The 235-nt window shown below is 56.2% G+C and carries 1 pseudogene; it reads left to right on the forward strand.

Features of this window, described 5'->3' with window-relative positions:
• Nucleotides 1-159: 159 nt before the first annotated feature.
• A pseudogene (locus AF337_RS42840) lies at nt 160-235 on the forward strand (LysE family translocator); the annotation flags it as partial.

Here is a 235-nt window from a genome sequence, read left to right on the forward strand (position 1 = left end):
TTTGCAGAGAGAGAAATAGCAAGGCCGGGTCGCTTTCCAAGTGGATCATGGTCTAGCAGACCTATTCCTTATGGTTATGGACCGATCAGCGCCAAAGCATTGATGAGGAAACGGCGCTTGCCTTATAGATGGGCGGTGGAAGCCCTGAGGGTTAAGAAGATGAGCCTCGCCGTCCTGATCACCTATGCCGGAGCGCTGTTCATCGCCGCGGCCATTCCGGGACCCGGGATTGCCG

This window comes from Rhizobium ecuadorense (assembly GCF_001187535.1).
Taxonomy (GTDB): Bacteria; Pseudomonadota; Alphaproteobacteria; order Rhizobiales; family Rhizobiaceae; genus Rhizobium; species Rhizobium ecuadorense.